This window comes from Gluconobacter sp. P1D12_c (assembly GCF_018812105.1).
GTDB lineage: Bacteria > Pseudomonadota > Alphaproteobacteria > Acetobacterales > Acetobacteraceae > Gluconobacter > Gluconobacter oxydans_A.
Window position 1 is genome coordinate 1 of record NZ_JACSIQ010000934.1, and the last position, 350, is coordinate 350.

The following is a 350-nucleotide window of genomic DNA, read 5'->3' on the forward strand; positions in this document are numbered from 1 at the left end:
TCTGCGTTTTGAGCAGATCGGGGACTGCCCCCCTGGATGACTACGCGCTCGCGTTCAACCTTGCGAGGAAGAGAAAGCGGCGCATGTTGTAGACAATATTGGCCAGGCCGATCCTCATGGTGGCCCGGGTGATACCCACGGTTCGGACGAACAGACCCGTCTGCGATTTCTGATCGGCAAAGACATGCTCGACACGCGACCGGATCACCGATTTCCCTGCGTTGGACCGCTGGATGTGGCGGGGCATGGGCTTGAGATGCGGCTTTTTCCTGTGGACCTTTGAGACAAAGCCCTGCTTTTCCATGAAGTCTTCGTTGGCTTTCGAGCGATACGCGGTATCGGCCCAGACG

The 350-nt window shown here is 58.0% G+C and carries 1 protein-coding gene; it reads right to left on the reverse strand.

Annotated elements, in window-relative coordinates; genetic code table 11:
- Positions 1 to 40 precede the first annotated feature (40 nt).
- The coding region (locus KP705_RS19855) for a transposase (RefSeq protein ID WP_215765558.1) at positions 41 to 350 on the reverse strand (310 nt) is incomplete at its 5' end.